General features: G+C 40.2%; 18 protein-coding genes. 8 read left to right on the forward strand and 10 right to left on the reverse strand.

Translation table 11 applies throughout. The annotated features are described in order from the left end of the window. Window positions 1-97: 97 nt before the first annotated feature. A complete protein-coding gene (locus tag OGM63_RS21210; protein WP_263747640.1) occupies window positions 98-1,756 on the reverse strand; it encodes a DUF3352 domain-containing protein in 1,659 nt (552 codons plus the stop codon). Between the two features lie 261 nt (window positions 1,757-2,017). On the opposite strand from OGM63_RS21210, the gene OGM63_RS21215 reads away from it, so the two are divergent. From OGM63_RS21215 to OGM63_RS21240, 6 genes are all read left to right on the forward strand, one after another. Continuing rightward, entirely contained in the window at window positions 2,018-2,365 is a 348-nt protein-coding gene (locus OGM63_RS21215; RefSeq protein ID WP_263747641.1) for a rhodanese-like domain-containing protein, read from the forward strand. Window positions 2,366-2,647: 282 nt separating this feature from the next. After that, complete coding sequence (locus OGM63_RS21220; protein WP_263747642.1) at window positions 2,648-2,827, forward strand: hypothetical protein; 180 nt, start codon at window positions 2,648-2,650, stop codon at window positions 2,825-2,827. A gap of 156 nt (window positions 2,828-2,983) precedes the next feature. Then, complete coding sequence (locus OGM63_RS21225) at window positions 2,984-3,250, forward strand: BrnT family toxin (protein ID WP_263747643.1); 267 nt, start codon at window positions 2,984-2,986, stop codon at window positions 3,248-3,250. A 3-nt stretch (window positions 3,251-3,253) separates the two neighbouring features. Beyond that, window positions 3,254-3,511, forward strand: coding sequence for a BrnA antitoxin family protein (locus OGM63_RS21230; protein ID WP_263747644.1), 258 nt, complete (start codon window positions 3,254-3,256; stop codon window positions 3,509-3,511). Window positions 3,512-3,746: 235 nt separating this feature from the next. After that, the gene (hrcA, locus tag OGM63_RS21235) at window positions 3,747-4,823 is read left to right on the forward strand and encodes a heat-inducible transcriptional repressor HrcA (RefSeq protein ID WP_263747645.1); all 1,077 of its coding nucleotides are present in this window, start codon (window positions 3,747-3,749) and stop codon (window positions 4,821-4,823) included. A gap of 12 nt (window positions 4,824-4,835) precedes the next feature. After that, the gene (locus OGM63_RS21240) at window positions 4,836-5,510 is read left to right on the forward strand and encodes a DUF2834 domain-containing protein (RefSeq protein ID WP_263747646.1); all 675 of its coding nucleotides are present in this window, start codon (window positions 4,836-4,838) and stop codon (window positions 5,508-5,510) included. A gap of 108 nt (window positions 5,511-5,618) precedes the next feature. Here the strand turns inward: OGM63_RS21240 and crtW are convergent, their stop codons facing one another. Then, complete coding sequence (crtW, locus tag OGM63_RS21245) at window positions 5,619-6,368, reverse strand: beta-carotene ketolase CrtW (RefSeq protein WP_263747647.1); 750 nt, start codon at window positions 6,366-6,368, stop codon at window positions 5,619-5,621. Between the two features lie 935 nt (window positions 6,369-7,303). Between crtW and OGM63_RS21250 the strand changes: the two genes are divergently transcribed. Further along, window positions 7,304-8,122, forward strand: a complete 819-nt coding sequence (locus OGM63_RS21250) for an SDR family NAD(P)-dependent oxidoreductase (RefSeq protein WP_263747648.1) — start codon at window positions 7,304-7,306, stop codon at window positions 8,120-8,122. 49 nt (window positions 8,123-8,171) lie between these two features. Here the strand turns inward: OGM63_RS21250 and OGM63_RS21255 are convergent, their stop codons facing one another. From OGM63_RS21255 to mtnA, 7 genes are all read right to left on the reverse strand, one after another. Then, on the reverse strand, window positions 8,172-8,894 hold the full coding sequence (locus OGM63_RS21255; protein WP_263747649.1) for a hypothetical protein: 723 nt from the start codon (window positions 8,892-8,894) through the stop codon (window positions 8,172-8,174). Between the two features lie 453 nt (window positions 8,895-9,347). Continuing rightward, window positions 9,348-9,536, reverse strand: coding sequence for a CPXCG motif-containing cysteine-rich protein (locus OGM63_RS21260; protein ID WP_029632843.1), 189 nt, complete (start codon window positions 9,534-9,536; stop codon window positions 9,348-9,350). Between the two features lie 88 nt (window positions 9,537-9,624). Beyond that, window positions 9,625-11,271, reverse strand: coding sequence for a B12-binding domain-containing radical SAM protein (locus OGM63_RS21265; RefSeq protein ID WP_263747650.1), 1,647 nt, complete (start codon window positions 11,269-11,271; stop codon window positions 9,625-9,627). 175 nt (window positions 11,272-11,446) lie between these two features. Further along, window positions 11,447-11,701 (reverse strand): SWEET family sugar transporter, encoded by a 255-nt coding sequence (locus OGM63_RS21270; RefSeq protein ID WP_263747651.1) that lies wholly within the window; start codon window positions 11,699-11,701, stop codon window positions 11,447-11,449. A gap of 419 nt (window positions 11,702-12,120) precedes the next feature. Beyond that, the gene (locus OGM63_RS21275; RefSeq protein ID WP_263747652.1) at window positions 12,121-13,914 is read right to left on the reverse strand and encodes a hypothetical protein; all 1,794 of its coding nucleotides are present in this window, start codon (window positions 13,912-13,914) and stop codon (window positions 12,121-12,123) included. A gap of 129 nt (window positions 13,915-14,043) precedes the next feature. Further along, window positions 14,044-15,132 (reverse strand): chorismate synthase, encoded by a 1,089-nt coding sequence (aroC, locus tag OGM63_RS21280; protein WP_263747653.1) that lies wholly within the window; start codon window positions 15,130-15,132, stop codon window positions 14,044-14,046. Between the two features lie 486 nt (window positions 15,133-15,618). Further along, window positions 15,619-16,680 carry an S-methyl-5-thioribose-1-phosphate isomerase gene (mtnA, locus tag OGM63_RS21285; RefSeq protein ID WP_263747654.1) on the reverse strand — a complete coding sequence of 354 codons (1,062 nt, stop codon included), beginning with the start codon at window positions 16,678-16,680 and terminating at the stop codon, window positions 15,619-15,621. 410 nt (window positions 16,681-17,090) lie between these two features. Here mtnA and OGM63_RS21290 point away from each other — a divergent pair, with 410 nt between their 5' ends. Continuing rightward, the gene (locus OGM63_RS21290; protein ID WP_263747655.1) at window positions 17,091-17,414 is read left to right on the forward strand and encodes an H-type lectin domain-containing protein; all 324 of its coding nucleotides are present in this window, start codon (window positions 17,091-17,093) and stop codon (window positions 17,412-17,414) included. A gap of 133 nt (window positions 17,415-17,547) precedes the next feature. Here the strand turns inward: OGM63_RS21290 and dxs are convergent, their stop codons facing one another. After that, window positions 17,548-19,455, reverse strand: coding sequence for a 1-deoxy-D-xylulose-5-phosphate synthase (gene dxs / locus OGM63_RS21295; protein WP_263747656.1), 1,908 nt, complete (start codon window positions 19,453-19,455; stop codon window positions 17,548-17,550). Window positions 19,456-19,554 lie beyond the last annotated feature (99 nt).

The following is a 19,554-nucleotide window of genomic DNA, read 5'->3' on the forward strand; positions in this document are numbered from 1 at the left end:
GGGATGGGGAGAAAGAATAATTATTCTCCTTGTCTCCCTTGTCTCCCTTGTCTCCCTTGTCTTCCTTGTCTCCCTTGTCTCCCTTGTCCTCTCTAGCTCACGAGTGATGAAGTTGGAAAAAGATGCCACCTTTGAGCAATCCGGTGTCGCTACCGTAACTACTAACTATGAGCGATCGCACTTGATCGAGATAGGGTTTAGCGACTACTTCCACTAGTTTGAGAATCGGTATTTGACGTTCTACAATCTGGTGACTCTTTGCCCAATCGAGGTAAAGATAGCCTTGATTAGGTTGGGGAATGGCAGCAATACTATCTTGGAAATTGCGATTTTTCACTAAGGAATTATCCTTGACTTTTAGGACTTGATTCATCACATCAATAGAAGAAGTAAAAATTTCGTAATTTCCTAAACTTGTATGTACCCCCTGGGCTTTTGCTTCGAGGTTAATCGATTCAGAACCGCTATCAGCGTTATTCGTCACGGTTGTTAACTTTGTCCAAGCAAAGATTTTTTGATTGTCTAAAGTTAGGGAACTAACGTTTAATCCTTGGGATGAAGCGATCGCATCTAACCGAGAAATCGATAAAGGAACACCTTCGGATTTTTCCACCACAAAAACCCAATCAGGATTAATTTGCTGTTCGCTAGGTAACAAAGCTATAGCGTATTCACCTTGCACCAAACTGAAAATATCACGACGCAAATCGATACCCCAGGCTTTTTCTACATCCGCTAAGGGTTGCACCAAGCTGAAAGTAACATCTTTCTGCGAGCCAGATATTGCCGTTGTCACTTGTTTCCAAAGTTGAGCTAAATCGCTCTTATCCAAATTGCTCAAATCAACACCGGAGATTGCTAAACCTGCTGTTTCGGGAATATATTCCAATGCTCTTACAGCTTGCGAAAGTTGTGAAGATGGTGGTGATGTTGCCGATGATGCCAGGAAGCTGGTTTCTGCGAGCAATCCTTTTGAGTTCAATGCTAAGGAAACTATTTGGCTGTCATAAGTTGCTTCTGACAGCTTTAAGTTTTGCCATTCGGCTACAGCGGTAAGATTGAGAAAAGCCGCAGCTAAAGAGTCTTTGGGCAGTTGTTTCAGCGCTTTCTGGTATTGGAGGGAATTTGTCAAATTCAAGTCTGGTGCTTGGACGTTATTAATTGCATCTCGCAGCACTTTCGGATCGTTGGCAAATAAGACAAAATCACCTACAGATGCACCGGCAAGCAAACCTTTTGACCATGGGGAACTATCAGAAATCAGCTTGACACCTTCGTATTGTTCAACAACTAAGTTTTCTCCAGCGATCGCTCGCTTGGAAAATAATAACTCAACAAACTCGCGACTTTTTTCCGGTTTATTGCTTGCTAGTGCCATTAGATACCCGGTTTGCCGTCCGTTTGCGGGGTCGCGATCGATGTCTAAACTGGTGACAGCTAGTGTAATTTCGTTCCCCAACCAGGGTTGAACATCTTTTTTGTAATCAATCCCAGTGTTAGCTAATAAACTTGTTTTCAATTTTGACAGTTGGCGATCGCTATTACTAGCCTGCAATTTATCTGGATTCACCAGCATTGACACCATAACTGGTGCGCTTTTAGACACGAAAATGGTGCCACCTGGTTCCGAAGCAGTCCCACCACCGATCAGGTTAATTGGACTTTTGCCAAAGAACCAGTAAAAGCCTGCGATAACAATCAATAGCAGCGCGATCGCACCAGCTGCGAGGAAACCAAACAATGAGTTTTGCCTCATAATTTTCTTTCATAGACCGCTCAAGCGGCTTTTACACACAACAATAATGTCAAACCACCTTCTCAAGAGAGAAAATGCGGTATTAATACTAAAACTAAGTTTATTACCGAAACCTCAGCAGAAATCGATTAAAAATAAAGAATAGGGAATAAGGCATTGAGCATAAATAATTCTCCCTCATCCCCCTTGTCCCCCTCATCCCCCTTGTCCCCCTCATCCCCCTTATCCCCCTTATCCCCCTTATCCACATTGCCTTAATCTATGAATACCCAACCTATTACCCAAATTAGTGTAGAGGAACTGGAACAACGTCTAAGTTCAGGCGATCGAGATATTCAGTTTGTGGATGTGCGCGAACCAGAAGAATTAGCGATCGCTAGTATTGAGAGTTTTGTCAATCTACCCCTGAGTCAATTTTCCGAATGGGGCGATCAAATTCCCACCCGTTTCAACCCTCACACTGAAACCCTTGTATTATGTCATCATGGCATTCGTTCAGCTCAAATGTGTCAGTGGTTAGCCGCTCAAGGCTTTACAAATGTTAAAAATATTGCCGGTGGTATTGATGCCTACTCCACCTTAGTAAACCCTTCGATACCTCATTATTAAAAACGTAAAAACACGGGCGTGGATGCCTTAATTGTGGCGATCGCGCCCAGTTAAACTTGAAGCGAAAATGGTTAGCCTGTTTGGACAGCAATCTACTTCTATGGTTAGACTATGGTTTCATTTTTTTTTGCTACCCTATAAACTAAAGTAGTTATAAAATTCACACAGAGGTAGCCCAATATGAGTAAAGATACACATATTAAAATTAGTGTTTATGATCCTGATTATTCAAGAAAGCGATTCTTGTTGGGCACCGAATAGAAAGGAGGACATCGAACCCTTGTGATCAGAACTCAAGATCCACAAGCAATTGAAGCAGTTACCAGAGCAGTTCTACGAGAGCAAAATACGATTACTCCATCTAGAACACCGCGTCACATAGAAGCTCTACCACCTTCTCCCCAACAGACTATCTTTGTATCCCCTGTTACACCTCGCCAGAAGTTTATTGGTTTGTTCTAAGTAAACGCTTAAACATTGAGTTGAAGATATCTGCAATTCCTTGCTTTTTATCCCTACATCGGATTAAGGATGTAGGGATAAATTTTTTGATCAAAATAAAAATCTTCTGTCAGTTCAGTGGTGTATGTTGTGTACAAATGTGCATACAATGAGGGCATGGCATACCAATGGGACAGAAAGAAAGCTATCGCAAATCTCAACAAGCACGGGATCGATTTTGCAGATGCTGTGCTGGTATTTTCAGATGATTTGGCGATCGCATTAGTGGATGAACGGTTTGAAGAAGAACGATTCATTACAATTGGAATGGATGCTTTGGGTCGAGTCCTGGTGGTGGTGTATATGTGGTGCGGCAACGAGATTCGATTAATTTCGGCTCGAAAAGCGACTGGTCATGAACGAACACAGTATGAAGAAGGATAGATCATGGAAGCAGAGTATGATTTCAGCCAAGGGAAGCGAGGTGCAGTCGAGCGGACAAGCGCAGGAAAGACTCGCATCACGATTCGATTAGATGATGAGGTATTGGCGTGGTTTCGCGAACAGGTTCATACAGCAGGAGGAGGCAACTATCAAAGCTTAATCAATGGAGCGTTACGTCAGCACATTGAACAACAATGTGAGCCTTTGGAAGCAACATTGAGACGAGTTTTGCGTGAAGAACTTGAGCGCATAGGAAGATAGAGCAATCAACGTTAAAGTATTTACGTGTATTTTTTACTTTTGGAAAAACACACTACAAAAGTTAATAAAATATTATGTAAATATACGGTAAAAGCGAAAAGCGAACTCTCAAAATAGGCAAATTTGGGAGTTTAGTTTTACTTATTATAATAGAAGTAAATAATTTGCTATTTTAATTGAAAAATTATTAATTTTTTCAAAATCTAATTAAATTAGGCTTCGTAAAATATTCCCTATGCAAGTCAAGCTGACCAATCGACAACAGCATATACTTTGGGCAACGGTACGTCACTATATCGCTACCGCAGAGCCTGTGGGTTCTAAAGCTTTGCTTGAAGAATACGACCTAGGCGTTAGTTCAGCTACAATTCGCAACGTGATGGGCTTTTTAGAAAAAGGTGGGTTGCTTTATCAACCTCACACCTCTGCCGGACGCATCCCTTCTGACTCTGGGTATCGTACTTATGTAGACCAACTGATTACACCTTCAGAAAATTTATCACGAGAGGTAGAAGCGTTACTGCAAAAGCGCCTAAAGTGGGAAGATTGCAGTTTAGAGGCTCTATTGCAAGGAGCAGCGCAAATATTGGCAACCTTGAGTGGGTGCATTAGTTTGATTACCATGCCGCAAACTGAAAGAGCAACCTTGCGACATTTGCAAATGATGCAAATTGAAGCGGGACGGGTAATGCTGATTGTAGTGACGGATGCTTATGAGACGCATTCGACATTAATGGATTTGCCAGCAGCATCGGCAGAAACACAACTTGAACCAGAAGTCATCGATCGCGAGTTGCAGATTGTTTCTAATTTTTTAAATAGCCAGTTGCGGGGACGAAGTTTGTTAGAATTAGCGACTCTCGACTGGACGCAGTTAGACCGAGAGTTCCAACGTTACGGAGAATTTTTGAAACACTCGGCAGCCGAATTAGCCCGTCGTACTATCACACCATCTGCTACACAAATTATGATTCGCGGTGTGGCAGAAGTTTTGCGCCAACCAGAATTTTCTCAACTACAGCAAGTGCAAACGATTATCCAACTGCTGGAGGAAGAACAAGACCAACTGTGGCGGTTAATATTTGAGCAGCCTCCATCAGATAAAGTGGGTAAATCACGGGTAATGGTTCGCATCGGCTCGGAAAACCCGCTAGAACCGATACGCACCTGTACCTTAATTTCTGCCACTTATCGTCGAGGTTCAACACCAGTAGGAAGTGTGGGAGTTTTGGGACCAACTCGCTTAGATTATGAAAGTGCGATCGCTGTCGTATCTGCTGCTGCTGATTACCTCTCAGAAGCCTTCAGTTAACCAAATTTAAACATGTTGAGAAAAATCGCTTTTGGGCTACTATGGCTGGGATTTATTACCTATGCTTTTGTTTTTGCCCCGGACGATCAACCGGATACATTAGAGTTAATTAAAAACCTTTCTACTGGACAGTGGCAAGGCATTAACCCTTTAGTAGTAGCACTATTCAATATTATGGGCGTTTTTCCTATAATCTATAGTGCAGTATTATTTATTGATGGCAGAGGGCAAAAAATACCCGCTTGGTTGTTTGCTATTCCCTCTTTCGCAGTTGGGGCATTTGCGATTTTACCTTACTTAGCTTTACGCGAATCAAATAAACGTTTTACTGGCAAAAAAGACTTTTTACTCAAATTGTTAGATTCCCGTTTCACGGGTATTGCCCTAACTTTAGGTACAATTATTTTAGTTGGTTATGGCTTACGCGGAGACTGGGGCAATTTTATCCAACAGTGGCAAACTAGCCGCTTCATTCATGTGATGAGTTTAGATTTTTGCGTACTTTGCCTAGTATTTCCAGCATTATTAGGAGATGACATGGCACGTCGTCAGGTGAAAAATCCCCAGTTACTTTGGTTAATCAGCTTCATCCCACTGTTTGGTCCCTTAATATATTTGTCTGTGCGTCCACCTTTATTAGAAAATAGTCCAGAAGCAGTATCTACTAAACAAGCGATCGCCAATTAATCTTAATCGTAGTAAGCACGAAGAGTGCTTAAATAAGCGTTTCAACGCTTACTACGAAATACCTATTTTTCGCGTCAAGACGTTCGGTGCGGAACGTCTCTACCTAACTCATAACTTGCTTTGATAAATCTCTGGTAACTCCCACCAAGATACATGAGGATATTCATGATGTTCTTCATGATAGCCGAAATGATAGCAGGTGATAAATGACCACCAAATTGGACGGGAAATTGTTTGAGCACGATGAGGTTCACTGTAACCTGATTCTGGCTCGGTATGAGGTAAGAAAGTGCCAAAATAAAATAACTGTAATGAACTTACCAAGGAGGGTATGACCCAAAAGTAAGTTAAATTGTCTTTGGGTATATGAGTTGTGTAATTAACAACATTATATATAATCATCAAGGCAATAATTTGAGTCCAACTCCAGTAACCCTTCATAAAATGAAAGTACCAGGCAAAGAAATTTTTCTGTTTCCCATTATGAAAATCGGGGTCTATTTCACTAGCAGGATTGTGGTGGTGTAACCAATGTTTTTTCAATAATTTTTGATATGGTAAAAGACCATAAAGAGAAAGGCACAATGAACCGATAAAATGGTTAACTTTAGTATTTTTAGGAAAAACTACGCCATGCATCGCATCATGTGCCGTAATAAATAAACCAGTATATAGAAATGTTTGCCAAAATATGATAGGCAATAACATTAAAGAGTTAAACTGGGTAATGTCAAGTGAAAGTAAAATAACAAGACTAATTGCCCACAATGCAATAATGGCAATTGCAATGAAGACTGCTGTATTTGATTCCCTGGTCAATTTTATCGGACGACTGGGCGATTGTTCTAATGAAATCACGCTTTTTCTCCACGTAAAAGATGAAAATTTCACAAAGTAAAGTATAGTCATGGCAAATCACACTAACCACTAGGTTGAAAAATCCTAGAAGTCAGTGCTATGCGTTGAACATCGCCAAATAACTAAATATGTAGAAATATTAAGTTATGCTATTTATTATTACATAGCCAGCCATACTAAATATACTTTTTGATATGGAAGTAGACTGATGCAAGTGATAACACTGGGGAAGACTCGTTGTATTTCCTCTCAGTGAGCGAGGTTGTGTAGTCAGCTTGTCAAGTATAATTCACACAAACACTTAAAGCATCCTTTACGGGCATAAGAAACGAGGTGATTTAGTCAATTTTTAAATTGCTGCACATTTGGAGAAAGATGCTGAAACGCACGTAAAATTAATTTGTTCTTTAAGAGCGAATGTCAGCTTGCGCTCATCATGGTTCCATTGTTAAATTTCCTAAATCTTATCTTTACAATTTCATAGTATTCAGGTAAACATATAAAGCTATCTATCCGTGGTTCCAAAGTATCAGCAAGTCTAAAGGATGAGATTTTGGGCATCATAAGGAAAATTTGTATTACTTTGATGGCAATTAACATTGCATTAACCTATTAAATAGAAGATTTTTATTTAGAGAATAGTAGTAATTGTGTATAAAAATAAAATTTAAGATAAGAACTTGTGACAATTAAGATAAATTAAAGCAGGAATATAAAAGACAAGGCGTTTCTGAAGAAAGGATATGAATTTATTTCACTTCTAGTCGCTCCAGTCGCACTCCTTGTAAGGGTTTAAGAACCTTGATTTTTAAGTTTCATATTTCAATTCAGCAACACCAAAGACAAAGTATCATTAAATATCTAACGCAAGTCAGAAGGATTCTGGAGAATTATTGCCCAAACTATAAACAGTAAATAGCGTTTTTATTTCAAACATGGCTCAGACAGTATTTATTACAGGTGCTTCCCACGGTATTGGTAAAGCAACTGCTCTTATTTTTGCCCGTAAAGGTTATAACGTAGTACTTACAGCGCGTTACACAGACTCGCTAGAAACCGCAGCAGAGGAAGTGCAAAGTGTTAGTAATGCAGTACCATTAACTATTTCTTGCGATGTGACAGAACCATCACAGGTAAACGCAGCAGTAGAAAAAGCGTTGGAGCATTATGGAAATATCGATGTCCTGGTAAACAATGCAGGTATTTATGCATCTGGACCAGTTGAGCAGTTTTCTTTGAGAGATTGGTATCAAGTTATAGATACTAATTTATGGGGATATATCCATACAATTAATACACTTTTGCCTCATTTCTTGGAACGCAGAAGCGGAAGCATTATTAATGTAAGTTCTATCGGTGGTAAAGTACCTACTCCTTATTTAGTTCCCTATTGTACTAGTAAGTTTGGTGTCACTGGTTTGACAGAAGCACTGCAAGCAGAATTAAAGCCGAAAGGTATTCATGTTTGTGGAATTTACCCAAATGTAATTCAGAGTGAATTTTTAGACCGAGCAATTTTTCGCGGTCAGGATGAGGAAGACGCTAAAAACCGGAAGGAACAACTCAATGCTGTGGTGAAATCTCCTGTGGTGGAAAAGCCGGAGGATGTGGCAAATGCTATCTGGGATGCAGTGAAAAATCAACGGTCTGAGGTAGTAGTTGGTTCAGCGAATTTCTCCCAAGCAGTTTATCGGTTGTTTCCTGGTTTAGTTCAGTGGGTTTCTCGACAAGCTTTGAAAAATAAGGATAAATAAACTTAATTAGTAGTAAGCACTCGTGTGTGCTTACTACTAATTGTGTGTTTTAATTCCAATGCAGGACTTTTTCTTTGATTATGGTTTTACCGTTGTCAGAAATTTTTAGCACTTTTCGGGTGAGAAAATAACGGATATCACCGCTGACTGCAATATACTGACTGGTTTCGGGTACGCCTTTAGAATTATAGCTAGAAAGTGGAACTGCGATGCGACGATTGCCACTTCTAGTTATAGCGATATAGTTTGTGGGAAGATTGCTGCCGCAAATATAAACAATAAAGCTTTTGGTTTCGGCTTCACCAAAGATATTTTCACCTTGGGGACAACCTTTAGCAAGAGCTTGACCGTCACCAGCGATCGCATTATTTACTCTTTCTTTGAGAACAACACGTCTATTTTTAATTACTTGCAGTTCATAGGGGGTGACAGCATATGCTATTTCTCCTTTGCTAGCAATATAAGTTTCACCAGTTGTACTAGTTACAGGTACAGTGATTTTACTATTATCTGTTTTAGAAATACGTACGTAATATCCCAGTGCATTGTTATTATCTCCTCGGCAAATGTAAACAGAATATTTAGCTGTATCGAAACTGCGCTTGGGTAGTAATTTTGCCGATGGACAAATTTGTGGCTGTGGATTTAATTGTTCTGAGTTGTTTGCAGGTACGGCTTTTACTGACGGTGTAAGTAAAAATAATGAACTTGCACTCACCAAAGCTAACTTTAAAGTAGCTTTGTAATTGAACCCTGGTTGTAAAAATTTCATGTTTTTCAAGTTGTAATCAGTAAAATCACTGTCGCCAAAACTAGTTGATGGCGTTAAATTTCAGTAATCTAACGGTAGAAAAAGTGTTTTTATTATCGTAAAAAAAGAGGCTCAGAACAAGTAGATATCCTGAGAGCTCATCTATTCTTTAATGAAAGTTATTTTTGCGTGATTTTACTGTTAAGTGTATTCTCTTAACTTGACTCGCACTCTCGTTTAGTTACATAATTACGGTAGCGAAACATCGCTTCTAGTTGTGCTTGCACTAGCCAACCGCTGAAAAATTCTACAAAATCACCACCTTCCGAGAGATTGGAACGGCGTCTTGGGGATTTTCCTTAAGGCATTGCGAGATATTACCGAGTTAGGGGCTTCGGTTTATAGCACGCTATGTCCCGGCTTGAAGTATCTGAAGAATGTTTAAAGTCAAGCATTGACAGAAAAACCTAAATTTCAACCTTCGTATTCTGTATCAATTTCTATATCTAAAGTTTCTTCATCCACCCGCAGGTATAAAATGTTTGGACGACAGCAAACTTGACAATCTTCTATATAAGATTGCTGTCCTCCTGCACTCAAGTCTACAAAGGTTACGTTAGGTTCGCCGCAATAAGCGCAGTAAAATTCGGATGTTGTTTGCATTTTAATTTCAAAATTTTTCCTGACGGTAGAGACGTTCCGTCGGAACGTCTTTACTATGAATAAGGGGTTTTACACACGTTCAATAAAATTATAAGTTTAATGGCTGTAATTCCTTTGTAGGCGAGTTAAATTTACTGGTGGCATCAGCCAGGTGTTTAATTAGTGTAGACTGTGGTAGAGGTCCTTGCAAGTGACTCCAGGGTAAGATTTGTTCGGTTGACCAGTCGGCGTGAACGTAAAAATCTAAGTCGGGAATTTGTTTTTTGAGTTGTTTGAAGGCACGTTTGTAACTACCTAAAGAATCGCCAAAGTTGCGAGTTAGTTGTAAAAGCGAAGAAAGTCGGCGATCGCCTCTCGATAACAATGCCTGAATTATTGACCAATTGTAACTTTCTGGGCGAAAATCTATTCCTTGGGGTTTGAGTTGTTTTTGTAAAAATTGCAACCGCTTTTCTGCTTGGGGATTTACTCCAAACCATTGAAATGGGGTGTGGGCTTTGGGTACAAAGGTGCTGCATCCTAGTGTTAACCGCAGTCTTGGTGCAGCTTTTTTTACAGCACGCATCATTGCTACAGTTTGCTCTAAATCTTCTGATTGTTCGCCGGGAATTCCTGCCATGCCGTAAAGTTTTAAACTAGATAAGCCTCCAGCTTTGGCATTTACCGCAGCTTGGATGATTTCATCATTATGCAGCTTTTTGTTAATGATTTCGCGTAATTTTTCGGAACCGCTTTCTATGGCAATGGTAAGCGATCGCGTGTCTCGTTTGGCTAAGGTTTGCGCTAATTGGACAGTTACTGTATTAGTTCGCACTGAGGCAATACTCAAGCGTACATCGTCATATTTTGGCTGACTAATATAATCGAGTAACGATGCAAATTCGGGATGCTGAGTTACTGAAGCTCCTAATAATCCTAACCGATTTGTAACAGTCAAACCTCTTTCAATTGCCGGAATTAATGATTCTTCGATACTTGCAGTTCTAAAAGGTAAAGTGAGATAACTTGCTAAACAGAAACGGCACATTTCTGGGCAACTTCTTACCACTTCCACCATGTAAATATTTTCCCAAGCGGCTTTTTCGGTGACGACAGTTGAAGCTGAGAGAACATTTCCTCGGTAAGTTTGCTTTTGCACTATTGCGGGAATTTCTGTAGAAATTGGTTGAATTGATTTGATAGCACCATCTAATGTGTGATATTCAACTTCATACAAACTAGGAACATAAATTCCTGGTACTTGTGCAAGTGCTTTTAATTGGATTTGTCTAGAAGCGTTTCTAACTTCTTTGTAAGCGTTAATAAAATTGCCCAACAAATCTTCACCATCTCCGAGCAAAATTACATCAAAGAAATCCGCAAAAGGTTCGGGGTTAGCTGTGAGAACCGGACCCCCACCAAAAACTATCGGATGATTGCGATCGCGAATATCTGCCCTAATGGGAATTTCTAAAGATTCTAGCAGATTTAAAATATTCACATAATCTAATTCCCACGACATCGAAAAGCCGAGTAATTCTGGTTTTCTTGGAAGTTGTTCGTGAGTGTCGGTAAACAAGCGACTCACCTGCACATCATCACGCATTGCCAAAGTAGCCCAAACTACCTGATAGCCTAGGCTAGTGATTCCCACAGTGTACTCATTGGGGAAAGCGAAAATTGTGGGGATAGCGTCGGTGTCGGGGGTTGCCGGGGTAAATAAAAGGCGTTCAGCAGCGAATACAGATGATGTCACAGTTGTTTTTAAGAAGTGTTTGTAAAAATTATGGCAAATATAATTCGCATCTACACGAGACTTTACCCACCTTGCGCTAAGGTGCACGCGATCGCGAACGTGGGTTTAAAATTCTTGAAGTCCACGCAGGTGGACTTTGTTTATGTAGCCGCGACTTCTAGTCGTTAGGGCTTCTTCATCTATATTTAATTTTAAGCCATAGAATTATGATGTTAAAAAATAATGTTACCCCATTTGCGAGAATAATCGGCAACGCTTGTAGAGATATTCCGTAGATGAGCCATAAAAAAATGCCTATATTGAAAGTAATCAGCATCACAAGTGAAACATCTTTGGCTGATTTCCTTTGCCATGTTTTTATCATTTGCGGGATGAATGAAAATGTTGTTAAGGAAGCGGCAATTAATCCTAAAATTGTAATATAATCCATGATTATGCAACCCTTTAATGTATTATATCATGTCCGGTAAATTACTTGTAATGTAAAATCAATACGTTCCGCCGGAACCTCTCTACGACGGTTGCGATATTTTTATTACTGTTAATTAAACGGACATCATATTACTCGATATTCCAGCAGATTTGACAATTGCAAAATAGACTGGTTATTTTATATTATGTCCGGCTAATTACCCATAATAAAACAACCTCACCTCAACCTTCTCCTTAAAAAGGAGAGGGTGCGCGACAGCGCGGATATTGTTGGTAATTAAGCGGACATGATATTAGTTTATATTCCAATACGCTTGGTGTTAAGGTTTTTGGTACTTATTTTAGACCTGTAGAGACGCGAAATTTCGCGTCTCTACACTCGTATTTTGGGTTTAACTGAACGGTATTAGTTTATATTCAAGCCTGATTCTTTGATTTTTTCAAATAAGTCTTAGCCCAAGCATATCGCTGTGAATCTTTTTTCAGTAAGTAATTTACTACTTCCTGTAGTTTAATCTCATCTTTTGTAGTTCTGACTACTCGCTTGATTTCGTCATCTATTTCCTCGGTTTTCGCACCACGTTTCACTGCTTCTTCAAAGTAATAATCTCCTGTTGAATATTCACGTTTGTCATAATAAATTGCTCCCAATAAGGTGTAAGGTTGATAACTTTGAGGATGAGATTCAATGGCTTTTTTGGCACATTTTTCTGCATTATCTAATTCATCAATATCTCTGAAAGCTGCACCTCTAGTCACTAAAATAGCTGACTTGAGATTGCTTTCTCTGATATTGCTTAAGTCCAAATTAGTTAGCTGTAATGCACGTTCTGGTTCATCCGCTTTTCGCCAATAACTACTTGCATTAGGAATGTGCCATTTATGCCCAGTGCGTTTAAATTCCTGTTCATAAAAATCGGCTTCTAATTTGTAATGTGCAATAGGAATTTTTCCGTAACGAGATAAAAGCTTCTCTTCTATAAGCTGAACAACTAATAGAGGATCTAGTCGCTCTTTTTTCTCCAGCTTTAGCATTATTGTGTAAAATGGTTCAAACGGTAATTGATTTCCAATATCTACAAGTGCATACTTTTTCTTGAGAGTCGTAAAGTGCTTTTGTTTAGCGAAAGTAATGATATCTTCACGTTGATTGTGTTTTAGCCAGTCAATCTCTGAGTCACTTAGTAGTTCTCCTGATTCTACCTTGAATCTCAAAGTTGAAGCATATTTTTGGTGAGCGATCGCAATGGTTTCACTCAATTTATTATTTTGCAGAAAATTAATATCCTGCTCACTTAACTGATTTTCGCTCATCAGTGTTTTTAGAACTTTGTACAAATGACTTGAAGGAGATGAATCCTCATATTGGGTTGCTTTATACTTAGCTTTTAAAACAGCAAATTCTCGCTTTTGTTCAAGTTCATTAGCGATGCTAATCGTTTCCGTAAAATCGTGTTGTTCCAGCCAGTAAATTTCTGAATTAATTAGCTTTTTATCGGCATCCAATTTTTGTAAAATCCTGTAAAGAGGAAGTTCACTGACTGAATCTAACTGTTTATTTACTTGGTACTTCGTCTTCAAACTCGCAAATTCAGCCTTTCTTGCTGCTTCTTGTTGTAGAAAAATTTCCAAAGTTTCCAAAAGTTCTTCATTATATAGCCAGTTCGCTTCTTCATCGCTTAACCGTTCTGTTATCTCAAGTTTTTTTAATATTTGATACAGTGGACTATTAGGAGATGAATCTTGATGTTTAGTAGCTTGGTACTTTGCCTTTAGGGTATTAAATCTTTTTATCTCCTCAACGATATCGACTGTTTTCTCAAGATTATTATCTTTTAAGAATTTTATTTCTGAATCACTTAACTGGTTTTCTGCTTTTAGTTTCCAAAGTATTGGATATAGAAAACTGGTTAGCGATAAATCACAGTGGTTGGGAACTTTATAGTTAGTTTTAAGATAGTAAAAGTCAGCCTCTAGTCTTTTAGCTTCTTCTGTTCTACGTTGTTCCAGCCAGATAATTTCAAGTGTTTGACAAAGTTCTTGCTTTCTCAACCAATCAAACTCTAATTCAGTTAGTTTAATTCCTAAGTCAACTTTTCGCAAGATGAGATAGAGAAGACTCTCAGGTGATGAATCTTGATATTTAATTGCTTGGTACTTGGACTTGAGAGCAGCAAAGTGTTTTAAACGATTTTCAGACTCTTTTTCCATGTTGATATAAGCCGCAATGACATTGCTTAATTCGTGTCATTTGCCACTATAACAACACTTAAAAAAAACAGGGATGGCAAAATTACCACCCCACAACAGAGAAACTTTCTTGAGAAAACTGCGTGTTACCTACAACACCTTACACTGTCCTTGCTGCCGCAACAAATGATCGCACAGCACTAAAGCAACCATCGCTTCTACCATCGGTACAGCACGGGGTAAAACGCAAGGATCGTGTCTTCCTTTGGCAGCTAAAAGCGTTTCTTCACCTTCATTTGTCACCGTTTTCTGTTCTTTTCTAATGGTAGCTGTCGGCTTAAATGCTACTCGTAAAATGATATTTTCACCGTTGGAAATTCCTCCTTGAATTCCTCCAGAACGATTAGTTACAGTGCGAATTTCACCGTTTTCATCAATATAATATTCGTCGTTATGTTCTATTCCAGTTAACAGCGTCCCTGGGAAACCCGAACCAATTTCAAAACCTTTACTCGCTGGGAGAGACATGACACCTTTGGCAATATCTGCTTCTAATTTATCAAAAACTGGAACCCCCAAACCTTTGGGAACATTTCGCGCTACACATTCTACCACACCACCGATAGAATCACCTTGTCTTGCGATCGCCTCAATTAATTCAATCATCCGTTCGGCACATTCGGCATCAGGACAGCGGACGATGTTGCTTTCAACTTGTTCTAAGGTGACGGTATTTGCATCAATGGCACCTTCTAAATCTTTGATGCGCTTGACGTAACCGATAACTTCCACATTAGCGACTTGACGAAGAATTTTTTTAGCGATCGCACCTGCTGCGACTCTGCCAATTGTCTCACGCGCTGACGATCTACCGCCACCTTGCCAATTCCGAATGCCGTATTTGGCATCATAGGTCGCATCGGCATGAGAAGGACGATACTTTTGTTGCATTTCGTCGTAATCTTGAGAACGAGCGTCTTTGTTCCGCACCAAAATTGAAATTGGTGTTCCCAGAGTTTTACCCTCAAACACTCCAGAGAGAATTTCGCACTTATCTTCTTCTTTGCGAGGTGTTGTAATCTTACTTTGTCCGGGACGCCTTCTATCTAATTCTATTTGAATTTCTTCAACAGAAATTTCTAGCCGTGGTGGACAACCATCAATTATAACCCCCACACCACCGCCGTGAGACTCGCCAAAAGTAGTGACGCGAAATAAATGCCCAAAAGTGTTACCCATAATTAAAAAAAGTTAGGAGTTAAAAGTTAAAAGTTGGCAGTTAGGCTTATGTATTTTAGCTGATGTCTTGTTCTCACCACAAAGACAAAAAACATTAATATTTTGGCTTTTTTTTCGGGATTGCTGAAGAGCGGAGATGAAATTGAAAAATTCAACTTTCCTATTTTGTAATTGCTCAAAAAAGTGCGATCGCCTGCTTTAACCCTATCACCACCAAGCGCGATCAATTGAACCGAAAATATGAATCTTCAAAGGTGCGATCGCCTGCTTTAACCCTATCACCATCAAGTGCGATCGCACCTTTGCAGGGGTATGAATATTCAAACGCACTCTACACCGTTAGTATAGAATAGACATCTCCAGAAATGAACTATGCGTTGCCCAAACCCCAAGAGACGTTAAATTTAACGTCACAATAATTCTTTTTCAAATAGGTTGTCTAATACCTCAAACATACGGGAGAGTGCATCTGCATTAGACTTGTCTTTAAACCATTTGCTTTTCTTTGAACTTTTGTAACTCCCCAGGAGCAAATGCACCATGTTCGGTGATAATTGCTCTAATCAACTCTGCTGGAGTCACATCAAAAGCTGGATTATAAAATTCTGCACCTATTGGTGTCAAGATAGTTTCACCAACTTGATATATTTCGCTTGCATCGCGTTCTTCAATCGGGATTTCGCTACCATCAGGTAATTCAAAATCAACGGTAGAAAGTGGCGCCGCGACGAAAAAGGGAATATGATGTGCCTTGGCAACAAGTGCTAAACTATACGTGCCAATTTTATTCGCGGTGTCACCATTCGCAGCGATTCTGTCAGCACCCACAACTACAGCGTGAATCAAGCCCTGCTTCATGCAATGAGCCGCCATATTATCAGTAATTACCGTAACCGGAATACCTTCTTGGACACATTCCCAAGCGGTAAGTTTTGCACCTTGCAATCTGGGACGGGTTTCATCGGCAAATACGCGCTCTAAACGTCCTTCACGCCATGCGGAACGCACTACACCTAATGCTGTACCATAACCAGCAGTAGCTAAAGCTCCAGCGTTGCAGTGAGTGTGAATTGTCAGCTTTTCTGGGGTAGCGGGTAATACTTTTAAGCCATTGTCGCCGATCGCCTGACAAGTTTGCAAATCTTCCGCATTGATCGCTTGGGCAGTTTCCAGAAGGATTTTTTTGATATCTTCTACAGAACCCAGGGTACGGGAAGCGGTTTTCTTCATGCGGGAAATTGCCCAAAATAGATTTACCGCAGTTGGACGAGTAGCTGCCAACATTTGAGCGACTTTTTCCAATGAATCGAAAAATTGAGAGCGATCGCACGTTTGAATTTCCCTCGCACCAAGATACATCCCATACGCTGCCGCTACACCAATTGCCGGTGCACCTCGAACAATCATAGTTTTAATTGCCCGCGCCATATCTTCGCTGCGGTGAATTTCGACAATAGCATACTCATTCGGTAAGCGGGTTTGGTCAATGAGTGAAACCGAGTCGTTGTGCCAAATAACCGGATAAACCTGGTTTGTGGAAGGTGTCATAGAAATGGTTAGTTTAGTAAATGGGCATTAAATACTTAAACTAGCGCAACAAATTTGCCAAAAATATCATAGCGTTACTTAAGACTTAATCAAATAAATTTTTACTTGACTTTATCGATTTAGGCAACCGCGTTAGCGTCTTGATTTAAATTTATGAATATGTTTTAATTTTAGCAAAACTTCATCAAAATTAAAATTAGATGTTTGACTTTGACGAGATAAATAACAGAGGATAAATCTTGGCTGCAAATATTGTGTATTGTTTGAAGTTAAGTAAATCAATACCAAAACACACAGTAAGCGGGAGGCTTGACTTCAAGTGGCTTTAATTAGCCTTGATGTGAACTCGACCACCGTCAAATGCAAGTTTGGTGATTCGATGCAAACTAAAATTTAAAAAGGTGAAAAAAATGACCCAAAAAATTATTTACGGAACAGTTACCGAAGAAGGAAAAAAGCAAGGTGGACAAGGGTTTGAAGTTCAATCAGTGGACACAGGAACCTATGCAATTACTTTTAACGAACCTTTTTTAGAACCTCCCAGTGTAGTAGCCACTTTAAAGGATTGGGGTGCTGATAATCAAATTATTGTTAAAGATATAACCCCAAACCAAGCTCAAGTTAATATTTTCGATTTGGGAATTAAGCAACAATCACAGACAGGCTCTCCAGAACTGGCAGTTACGAAAGAAAAGTCTGCTTTTAATTTTATTGCCATTGGTGAAGGCAGTTAAGTGGGAAAGCTTTCCTAAACTTGATGAGTGCTATACACCAAAGAATTTGCCCGAAACCTTTGTAGAGACGTAGCATTGCTACGTCTCTACGTATGACTCTACTTTCTATGTCTAATCAGCAACGCCGAATTAACTAAACAACAGTAGATAGTTGCCGTTGAAAGAAAGCTTTCATCACCGTTTCCGCCATTTGCGGACTAGTTAAACCTAAGGAAGCCTTAGATTCATTGGGTTCGGCATGATCTACCAAAACATCCGGCACACCGAATCGCTTCACTCTAACTACAATATCAGCATCTAACAGCGCTTCTGCTACAGCTGAACCGAAGCCACCCATGAGACAGCCTTCTTCTAAAGTGACAACGCGCCCAATTTTTTTCGCCAAAGGTAAAATTAATTCTGTATCCAGGGGCTTGACAAAACGAGCATTTATCACAGTAGCTTGTATTCCGTGTTCGTTGAGAATTTCGGCAACTTGCATCGCTGGGTAAACCATTGTGCCATAACCCAACAACAACACATCATCCCCGTGGCGGAGAATTTCGCCTTTGCCGATTTCCAGAGGTTCCCAGCCTTCTTCCATCAAGGGAACACCATAACCATTACCACGAGGAGTACGCATAGCGATCGGTCCTGAGGTATGATTAATCCCAGTCACCACCATCCGTTGCAATTCCGCTTCATCTTTGGGTGCCATCACCACCATATTGGGAATGCAACGCAGATAAGCGATATCGTACATACCTTGGTGCGTTGGACCATCAGCACCGACAATTCCCGCCCGATCCATACAGAAGAACACGGGTAAATTTTGTATGCAGACATCGTGAATTATCTGGTCGAAGGCGCGTTGCAAAAAGGTAGAATAAATGGCAACCACAGGGCGTATACCTTCTGCTGCGAGTCCTGCTGACATGGTAACGGCGTGTTGTTCGGCAATACCCACATCAATATATTGATCGGGCAATTTTGCTTGAAGTTTGTCTAAACCTGTTCCTGTAGCCATCGCTGCCGTGATCCCGACAATTTTCGGGTTTTGTTCGGCGAGTTTGACTAAGGTGTGTGCAAAGACTTTGGCGTAAGCGGGGGGTTTGGGTTTGCTAGAAGGAATGGCTTTGCCTGTCGCTACGTTAAACGGATTTTGGGCATGGTAGCCAACTTGGTCATTTTCGGCAATTTCATAACCTTTGCCTTTAATTGTCGCTACATGCACCAAAACTGGTCCGTTCATCTTATGTGCCTGTTCAAAAGTGGCGATTAATTCTTCTAAATTATGCCCGTCTACAGGTCCCATGTAAGTAAAGCCGAGTTCTTCAAAAACTGCACCGACTTTCGGAACCGCTAAACGCTTCATTCCTTCTTTGATGCGTTCTAATTCCGGTGAAAGAGATTCCCCAACAAAGGGAATTTGCTTGACTTGTTCCTCAAAGTTATCTTTGATAAATTGTACCGGCGGACTGAGACGCATTTTGTTGAGGTAACGAGGAATCGCTCCAACGTTAGGAGAAATTGACATTTCGTTGTCGTTGAGGACAACTAATAAGTTAGTTTTGGGCAAGTGTCCAGCATGGTTAATGCATTCTAACGCCATACCACCAGTTAGGGCACCATCACCGATAATGGCGACAACTTTAAATTTTTCGCCTTTCATATCTCGCGCTAAAGCCATACCTAATGCAGCTGAGATACTAGTGGAAGCATGTCCTGCACCAAAGTGGTCAAACTTACTTTCACTGCGTTTGAGATAACCCGCAATTCCGTCTTTTTGCCGCAAGGTGTGGAAATTATCGTAACGCCCTGTAATTAGTTTATGGGGATAAGCTTGGTGTCCTACATCCCAAATGACTTTATCACAATCTAAATCTAGTGTTTGATAAAGCCCTAGGGTTAACTCTACAACACCTAACCCCGGTCCCAGATGTCCCCCAGTTGCGGCTACGGTTTGCAGATGCTTATCCCGAATTTGACGGGCAATTTGCTGCAACTGCCTAATCGATAAGCCGTGTAACTGGTTGGGATGGGTAATTTCACTCAGGTGCATACTAATAGGGTTTTCCTCTCTACTGATCGTATTATGATTTTCCCACGCTGATGTTGCCACTTGAGAGGAGAATGTGGGGACAAGGGGGACAAGGGGGAC

Origin of the sequence: Plectonema radiosum NIES-515 (assembly GCF_025753815.1) — a bacterium.
Lineage (GTDB): Bacteria > Cyanobacteriota > Cyanobacteriia > Cyanobacteriales > Nostocaceae > Hassallia > Hassallia radiosum_A.

What these genes read in the sequence shown, in the direction of transcription:
- OGM63_RS21240 (WP_263747646.1), top strand. Translation starts at nt 4,836, where the DNA reads ATGTTGAGAAAAATCGCTTTTGGGCTACTATGGCTGGGATTTATTACC.
- hrcA (WP_263747645.1), top strand. Translation starts at nt 3,747, where the DNA reads ATGCAAGTCAAGCTGACCAATCGACAACAGCATATACTTTGGGCAACG.
- OGM63_RS21215 (WP_263747641.1), top strand. Translation starts at nt 2,018, where the DNA reads ATGAATACCCAACCTATTACCCAAATTAGTGTAGAGGAACTGGAACAA.
- OGM63_RS21275 (WP_263747652.1), bottom strand. Translation starts at nt 13,914, where the DNA reads ATGGAAAAAGAGTCTGAAAATCGTTTAAAACACTTTGCTGCTCTCAAG.
- OGM63_RS21270 (WP_263747651.1), bottom strand. Translation starts at nt 11,701, where the DNA reads ATGGATTATATTACAATTTTAGGATTAATTGCCGCTTCCTTAACAACA.
- OGM63_RS21250 (WP_263747648.1), top strand. Translation starts at nt 7,304, where the DNA reads ATGGCTCAGACAGTATTTATTACAGGTGCTTCCCACGGTATTGGTAAA.
- OGM63_RS21225 (WP_263747643.1), top strand. Translation starts at nt 2,984, where the DNA reads ATGGCATACCAATGGGACAGAAAGAAAGCTATCGCAAATCTCAACAAG.
- dxs (WP_263747656.1), bottom strand. Translation starts at nt 19,455, where the DNA reads ATGCACCTGAGTGAAATTACCCATCCCAACCAGTTACACGGCTTATCG.
- OGM63_RS21260 (WP_029632843.1), bottom strand. Translation starts at nt 9,536, where the DNA reads ATGCAAACAACATCCGAATTTTACTGCGCTTATTGCGGCGAACCTAAC.
- OGM63_RS21255 (WP_263747649.1), bottom strand. Translation starts at nt 8,894, where the DNA reads ATGAAATTTTTACAACCAGGGTTCAATTACAAAGCTACTTTAAAGTTA.
- mtnA (WP_263747654.1), bottom strand. Translation starts at nt 16,680, where the DNA reads ATGACACCTTCCACAAACCAGGTTTATCCGGTTATTTGGCACAACGAC.
- OGM63_RS21210 (WP_263747640.1), bottom strand. Translation starts at nt 1,756, where the DNA reads ATGAGGCAAAACTCATTGTTTGGTTTCCTCGCAGCTGGTGCGATCGCG.
- OGM63_RS21230 (WP_263747644.1), top strand. Translation starts at nt 3,254, where the DNA reads ATGGAAGCAGAGTATGATTTCAGCCAAGGGAAGCGAGGTGCAGTCGAG.
- aroC (WP_263747653.1), bottom strand. Translation starts at nt 15,132, where the DNA reads ATGGGTAACACTTTTGGGCATTTATTTCGCGTCACTACTTTTGGCGAG.
- OGM63_RS21290 (WP_263747655.1), top strand. Translation starts at nt 17,091, where the DNA reads ATGACCCAAAAAATTATTTACGGAACAGTTACCGAAGAAGGAAAAAAG.